The following is a 7,555-nucleotide window of genomic DNA, read 5'->3' on the forward strand; positions in this document are numbered from 1 at the left end:
GAGCCTGCTGAATCAGGCGCCGCCCTTAGAGGGTCTTGCCGCGCGGTGCAAGCCCGCGCGGCTTCGACCCTATCAGGCCATCTTGGCCTTCACTTCTTCTGCCACGTTGTTCGGCACTTCTTCATAGTGCGAGAACTGCATGGAGTATTGCGCGCGGCCCTGGGTGAAGGAACGCAGCTGGTTGACGTAGCCGAACATATTGGCAAGCGGGACCATGGCTTCAACCACCTGGGCGTTGCCCCGGCTGTCGGTGCCCTGGATCTGGCCACGGCGGCTGTTGAGGTCGCCGATGACGTCGCCCATGAATTCCTCGGGGGTAACGACTTCGACCTTCATCACGGGTTCGAGCAGCTTGATGCCGGCTTTCGCCGCCACTTCGCGCATCGCCGCACGGCCCGCGATTTCGAATGCCAGCGCCGACGAGTCGACGTCGTGGTAGGCACCGTCGGTCAGACGGATTTCGAAGTCGATGATCGGGAAGCCGATCATGTGACCGTTTTCGGCCGATTCGCGCATGCCCTTTTCGACCGACGGGATATATTCGCGCGGGATGTTGCCGCCCTTGATCTCGTCGACGAAGGTGATGCCCGAACCGCGTTCGCCCGGAGCAACGCTGACCTTGACGCGGCCGAACTGGCCCGAGCCGCCCGACTGCTTCTTGTGGGTGTAATCGACATCGACCGGCTTCGCGAGCGATTCGCGGTACGCCACCTGCGGCGCGCCGACATTCGCTTCGACCTTGAACTCGCGCTTCATGCGATCGACAAGGATGTCGAGGTGAAGCTCGCCCATGCCCTTGATGATCGTCTGGCCCGATTCATGATCGGTCGACACGCGGAACGAGGGATCCTCGGCGGCGAGGCGGCTGAGGGCGATGCCCATCTTTTCCTGGTCGGCCTTGGTCTTCGGTTCGACCGACAGCTCGATCACCGGCTCGGGGAATTCCATCCGTTCGAGGATGATCGGCGCGTTGTTCGCGCAGAGCGTGTCCCCGGTGGTGGTTTCCTTGAGCCCTGCGAGCGCGACGATATCGCCGGCGAACGCTTCCTCGATGTCCTCACGCGAGTTCGCGTGCATCAGCAGCATACGACCGATCTTTTCCTTCTTGTCCTTGACCGAGTTCAGGTAGCTGCCCTTGGTCAGGGTGCCCGAATAGATGCGGGCGAAGGTGAGCGAACCGACGAACGGGTCGTTCATGATCTTGAACGCGAGCATCGAGAGCGGCGCCGAATCCGATGTCGCACGCGAATCGGGTTCGTCGGTGTCCGGGTTGATGCCCTGGACGTCTTCGATGTCGAGCGGCGACGGCAGATAGTCGACGACCGCGTCGAGCAGCGTCTGGACGCCCTTGTTCTTGAACGCCGAACCGCAAAGGACGGGAACGAACGCCTGACCGAGCGTGCCCTTGCGGATCAGCTTCTTCAGCGTCGCGACGTCAGGCAAATTACCTTCGAGATAAGCTTCCATCGCCTCGTCGTCCTGTTCGACGGCGAGTTCGACGAGCTTTTCGCGATATTCGGCAGCCTTGTCGGCGAGATCGGCGGGAATATCTTCATAGAAGAATTCGGCGCCGAGGCTTTCGTCCTTCCAGATGATCGCGCGTTCGTTGACGAGGTCGACGAGGCCCTTGAAGTCCGACTCCGCCCCGATGGGGAGGTAGAGGACAGCCGGAACCGCACCCAGGCGATCAATAATCGTCTGGACGCAATAGTAGAAATTGGCGCCGGTGCGGTCGAGCTTGTTGATGAAGCACATCCGCGGAACCTTGTACTTGTCCGCCTGACGCCACACGGTTTCCGACTGCGGCTCGACGCCGGCAACGCCGTCGAACGCGGCGACCGCGCCGTCGAGGACGCGCAAGCTGCGTTCGACTTCAATCGTGAAGTCGACGTGTCCGGGGGTGTCGATGATGTTCAGGCGATGTTCGGGACCCTTGCCCTCATCGGCCTTCCACAAACAGGTGGTGGCGGCCGACGTGATCGTGATCCCGCGTTCCTGTTCCTGTTCCATCCAGTCCATCGTGGCGGCGCCGTCGTGGACTTCGCCGATCTTGTATGACTTGCCGGTGTAATAGAGGATGCGCTCGGTCGTCGTGGTCTTGCCGGCGTCGATATGCGCCATGATCCCAAAGTTGCGATAATTTTCGAGCGGATGGCTGCGTGCCATGGTCTTTTCCTTGGATTTGGGGGGAGGCCTTTGGAGCCGCCCCCGATATAGGAAGTTTTGTTGCGATTGCGAGACGGGCCAAAGACCCGGCAGCGCTTACCAGCGGTAGTGCGAGAAGGCGCGGTTCGCTTCCGCCATGCGGTGCGTGTCTTCGCGCTTCTTGACCGCGTTGCCGCGGTTGTTCGACGCGTCGAGCAGTTCACCCGAGAGGCGCGCGGCCATCGTGGTTTCGCTGCGGTTGCGCGCAGCCGTGATCAGCCAGCGGATCGCGAGCGCCTGCGCGCGGTCCGGACGGACTTCGACGGGAACCTGGTAGGTCGCACCGCCGACACGGCGGCTGCGGACTTCGATGTTCGGGCGGATGTTTGCCAGCGCCTCGTGGAACACGCCGAGCGGTTCCTTCTTGGCGCGGGCTTCGACCGATTCGAGCGCACCATAAACGATGCTTTCGGCGACGGACTTTTTCCCGTCCAGCATGACGCTGTTCATGAATTTCGACAGCACGACATCCCCGAAACGGGGATCGGGCAGAATTTCGCGGCGTTCAGGACGACGACGACGAGCCATGGGTAATTCCTTTTACAACAGCATCCGGGCGCACAGGCGCTCACGGATGATCAAATAGCCGAAAAAGCAGTCCTTACTTCGGACGCTTCGCGCCGTACTTCGAACGACTCTGCTTGCGGTCCTTCACACCCTGCGTATCGAGCACGCCGCGCAGGACGTGGTAACGCACACCGGGAAGGTCGCGCACACGGCCGCCGCGGATCAGCACGACGCTGTGCTCCTGGAGGTTGTGGCCTTCGCCGGGAATGTAGGTGATGACTTCGCGGCTGTTGGTCAGGCGGACCTTCGCAACCTTGCGGAGCGCCGAGTTCGGCTTTTTCGGGGTCGTCGTGTAGACACGGGTGCAAACGCCGCGCTTTTGCGGGTTCGCGTCCATCGCCGGGACCTTGGACTTCACCTTCTGGGGAGTCCGGCCCTTGCGGACCAGCTGGTTGATCGTGGGCATGAATGCTTCACCTTTAAATGTCCGCCCATCAAAGCGAACGGTTACTGTACCGCGGTGGATGAAGCTCCGGCCGATAACTCGCCAAAAAATGGCGGAAAACGGCCGACCTGATAACAGCAAAAGACCCCGGCAGATCGATATGATCTTCCGGAGGCTCCATCCGCGCCAGCAATGTTCAAGCGCTGTTGCAACTGAAAGAGGCAGCAAACCGCCCTTTTCGGTCGAGCGCGCCCCTAGACCCGATTCCCTCCCCGGTCAAGGGGCAGGCAATATTGTTGCGCCGCGCGGGACGCGTTATCGCCGCGCCATGCCCGCCGTCCGCCACACGAGCTTTGCTCCGCACGTCGCGCCCGATACGCGGTTGCTGATATTGGGAAGCCTTCCCGGCGCGCGGTCGCTCGCCGAAAGGCGATATTATGCCCATCCGACGAACCAGTTCTGGCGCCTGCTGGGCGCGGTGGTGGGCAGGCCAATTGCGGACCTGCCTTATGACGAGAGGTTGGCGGCGCTTGGCGACGCGAGAGTCGGGCTGTGGGACGTGATCCGCAGCGCCGAACGATCCACAAGCAGCGATTCGCTGATCCGTGAAGCCGAACCACATGATCTTGCCGCGCTGATCGCCGACCTGCCCGATTTGCGCATGATCGCGTTCAACGGCGGCAAAGCCTCAGCGATCGGGCGGAAGCAGCTGCCGCAGCTCGACAGCATCGCGGTCATCGACCTGCCGTCGAGCAGCGCCGCGCATACGATCGGCTTCGACACGAAACTCGACCATTGGCTGGTGCTGCGAGACGCGCTCTGATCAGTCGACGACTTCGCCCCGCGCCATCACGAAATCGATGGTCTTGAGCACGCGTACATCGGCGACCGGATCGCTCGCGACCGCGATAATGTCGGCGCTCTTGCCCGGCGCGATGCTGCCGATCTTGTCGGCAAGGCCGAGCAGGTCGGCGGCATTGACTGTCGCGGCCTTCAACGCCTCGACGGGAGTCATGCCATGTTCGACCATCAATTCGAACTCGTCAGCGTTGCGGCCATGTTTCGACACACCGGCGTCGGTACCGAAGGCGATGCGCACACCGCGCGGCACGAGCTTTTCGAGACTCTGCCCGGTTATACCGATGCGCCACTGGATCTTCGCCAGCACATCGGGTTCATAGGCGGCCGCGTTGGCGGCAAGGCGTTCCTTATATCCGTTCACGGTCGACAGTGTCGGGACATAATAGGTTTTCGATTTCGCCCAGGCGGCGATCGTCGCGTCGTCGAGGATCGTCCCATGTTCGACCGAATCGGCGCCAGCCTCGATCGCGAGACGGATGCCGTCGGCGCCGTGCGCGTGGACCGCGACCTTCTTGCCGAACAGATGCGCGGTCTCGACGATCGCCCGCGCCTCGTCGTCGAACATCTGCTTGCCGAGCCCCGCCCCGATTCGGCTGTTCACGCCGCCGGTCGAGGCGAATTTAATCACGTCGGCGCCGCGCCCGATCTGGAGCCGCACAGCGCGGCGGCAGTCGTCGGCGCCGTTGCAAGTGTTGCCCGCGCCCGCGAAAAAGGGGCGCAGCTCGTCGCGATAACCGAGGGAGCCGTCCATATGCCCCGCGCTGCCCGAAATGCTGGCGCCCGCATCGACGATGCGCGGCCCCTGCACCTTGCCTGCGGCGATCGCATCGCGCAGCGCCAGAGTCGCCCCGTCGCCGTCGCCGAGGTTGCGGACGGTGGTGAAGCCCGCACGCAGCGTTTTCATGCCGTTGACTTCGGCGTTGAACGCCTGCGCTGCGGGGCTGAGCGTCATTTCTTCGAGCTGGCCCGCGATGCCGCCCGCGTCGCTGGTCAGATGGACGTGGCTGTCGATCAGTCCCGGGAGGACATATTTGTCCCTGAGGTCGATCAACGTCGCGCCAGGCGCGACGGGTTGGAAACCATCGGCGATGCTCAAGATCTTGCCGCCCTCGACGATAATCGTCGAGGCGCCGCGCGCGGACTTACCGGGTTCGGCGAGCAATTGCCCGGCATGTATGACGGTGCGCGCGGGCGCCTGCGCGGCGAGCGGCGCGGCGAACGCAGCGCCGAACAGCGCAAACGGAAAGACGTAAAGCGGCTTCATTTCTGCATCCCCTGTTTCGAATTGGGGAGCGTTAAAGCCGATCAGAAGCCCCTCGTAAAGCGGAGCGCCGCGCCCTTGTCGTCGGGCATCGCGGCGATGTGGCCGGGGTCGCGCCGCCACCATGTGTTGGCGACGAGATCGCCGCCGAACAGCGGCAGCGCATAGCTCGTCTCGACGACCAGCTCGCGGCCGGTCGGCGCCAGATTATAAGTCCGGCGGCCGAAGTCGGCGGTCCCCGTTTCATAGTCATAAGCGACAGGAAGGGTCAGATCGATGCCGCCGCGCGCGACACGCAGCGGCTGCGCGAAACGGAACGCGACATGGTCGCCGCGATGGAAGAGGTTCGTTTTTGCAACGTCGAAGGAGAAGGCATTCGACCAAAGCGATCCGCCGGCGACAAGACCGCCCGCGTCGGACCGCGTCCACATCTGACGCCACGCGCCCGTCAGGCTCCAGCCGCGTCCCACCTCGACGCCGAAGCTCGCATCGCCGACGAAGCTGGTCGCACCGCCGGCGCCGAATACGGGGCCGAGGCGGGCGCCGAGGAGGCTGTCCGATTCGCGGAGCCAGCTGGCGCCGAGCGCGCCGCGGACACGGCCGAAGCGCCCGTCCCACGCGGCGCCGAGGCGCTGGTAGCGGCTGTCGCGGCCCGATCGGTAGCGGCGGAGCGGATCGTCCTGCCAGCGCGACCCCGACACCCAGCCCTGCTCCGCATATATATTAACATATTGTTTTTGATCTATATTATAGCGGAAAAGTGCACCCGCGCCCGGACTGGCGGCGAAGCCGAGCCCTTCGTGCGCAGCGTCGCCGATCAGCATCGCATGGCCGCTTTCGCCGCGCTCGCCCGCAAGCAGGCCGCCGGTACCGCGGCCCGCCGCGAAGCCGAGGCGCGTCCGCGCGTCGATGCGCGTCATCACCGAGGCGGCGAGAGTGCGCGCGCGCTGCGCGTCGTGGAACGAGAGCCCCGCGAGCGCGTCGGTCCCGCCCGCACCGGGTGCGGTAACGAGCGAGAGCGCGAGCGACGGACCGGCGGCGCTTTGCTGGCGGAGGAGACCGCCGATGGCGCCCGACAATTTGAAGTCGGGGCGGCGCGGGCCGAGCGATCCGCCGAAATCGACGGTGAAGGCGCGGCCAAAACCGTCGGTGACGAGCCCCATCGTCCCCGCCCCGCCGGCATCGCCCATCGGGCCGCCGAGCAGGCCGAGCGGCGCGCCGAGCGGCACCGCGGTCGAGGTGCCGGCGAGCGCTGTCGCGCCCATCGGCTGAAACGCGCGTGCAATGTCGAGGATGCCCTGCCCATAGACGCCGTCGTCACCCGCCGCGCCCGCATCGCGCGCCGACTGGTAGAGGAGCGAGACGATCTGCTGGCTCGACAGATTCGGGAAGGCCTCTGCGATCAGCGCGACCGCGCCCGCGACTTGCGGCGCGGCAAAGCTGGTGCCGTTCAGCACAAAGACAAAATTCCCCTCGGTCTTGAGCGCGCCATTTTCATAGGCGCAGCACACGCCTTCGCCCAGCGCCGAGAGATAGGAGCCGGCATAGCCGCCCGCGCGGTTGCTGAACCCAGAGATCGCGCCACTGCCGTCGACCGACCCGGCGATGATAACGAGTCCTCCGCCGGCATCGCGGAGCCCCTGCGCGAAGCGGTCGGGATTGTTCGGATCATTGCCATTCGCACTCGTATCACCCTCGTTCCCCGCCGAGACGATGACGATGATTCCCGCCGCGGTCGCGCGCGATACCGCGGTGCGCAGTGTCGCGCCGGGCGGATCCTCGCCGCCGAGCGAAATGTTGACGACGCGCGCGCCCGCGCTGACCGCGCGGTCGAGCCCCGCGGCGATCGCTGTTTCGGGATAACGGCAGCCGCTTTCGTCGTTCGACGGATCCTCGGTCGCGCAACTTCCCGGCCGGTCGGCGCGCAGGACGAGCAGGCTGGCGTCGAAGGCGATGCCGAAAGTGCCCGCATCATTCTTTCCGCCAAGCAGGATCTGCGCAACATTGGTGCCGTGCGTCCCTTCGCCGTCGATGCCGCGCGAGCCCGCAAGATCGGCCGACTGCGGCGAGATACGTCCGGCGAATTCGGGGCTGTCGACGTCGATGCCGTCGTCGATGACCGCCGCCAATATGCCCTGCCCCGTAGCCCCGGCCTGATAGGCGGTGATCGCGCCGTGGAAATTGATTCCGTCGGACCGTCGCGTTTCGGCGGTGTTGAAATTGCCCGTCGGCGGCGGAGTGGGGGTGGGCGTCGGCGTTGGCGTGGGGGTAGGTAC

At 64.8% G+C, this 7,555-nt stretch carries 6 protein-coding genes; 1 reads left to right on the forward strand and 5 read right to left on the reverse strand.

What is annotated here, in order from left to right; genetic code table 11:
* Positions 1-72: 72 nt before the first annotated feature.
* From fusA to rpsL, 3 genes are all read right to left on the reverse strand, one after another.
* Positions 73-2,166 carry an elongation factor G gene (gene fusA, locus ATE71_RS20640; RefSeq protein WP_058805195.1) on the reverse strand — a complete coding sequence of 698 codons (2,094 nt, stop codon included), beginning with the start codon at positions 2,164-2,166 and terminating at the stop codon, positions 73-75.
* Positions 2,167-2,262: 96 nt separating this feature from the next.
* Entirely contained in the window at positions 2,263-2,733 is a 471-nt protein-coding gene (rpsG, locus tag ATE71_RS20645) for a 30S ribosomal protein S7 (protein ID WP_033074359.1), read from the reverse strand.
* Between the two features lie 73 nt (positions 2,734-2,806).
* Complete coding sequence (gene rpsL / locus ATE71_RS20650; protein WP_058805196.1) at positions 2,807-3,178, reverse strand: 30S ribosomal protein S12; 372 nt, start codon at positions 3,176-3,178, stop codon at positions 2,807-2,809.
* A 307-nt stretch (positions 3,179-3,485) separates the two neighbouring features.
* Here rpsL and ATE71_RS20655 point away from each other — a divergent pair, with 307 nt between their 5' ends.
* Positions 3,486-3,980: a DNA-deoxyinosine glycosylase gene (locus ATE71_RS20655; protein ID WP_058805197.1), complete on the forward strand. Its 495-nt coding sequence runs from the start codon at positions 3,486-3,488 to the stop codon at positions 3,978-3,980.
* Here the strand turns inward: ATE71_RS20655 and ATE71_RS20660 are convergent, their stop codons facing one another.
* Together ATE71_RS20660 and ATE71_RS20665 are read right to left on the reverse strand one after the other, a co-directional pair.
* Positions 3,981-5,282 carry a metal-dependent hydrolase family protein gene (locus ATE71_RS20660; RefSeq protein WP_058805198.1) on the reverse strand — a complete coding sequence of 434 codons (1,302 nt, stop codon included), beginning with the start codon at positions 5,280-5,282 and terminating at the stop codon, positions 3,981-3,983.
* 41 nt (positions 5,283-5,323) lie between these two features.
* The coding region (locus ATE71_RS20665; RefSeq protein ID WP_152998872.1) for a S8 family peptidase at positions 5,324-7,555 on the reverse strand (2,232 nt) is incomplete at its 5' end.

Source organism: Sphingopyxis sp. H115, assembly GCF_001468465.1.
Classification (GTDB): domain Bacteria; phylum Pseudomonadota; class Alphaproteobacteria; order Sphingomonadales; family Sphingomonadaceae; genus Sphingopyxis.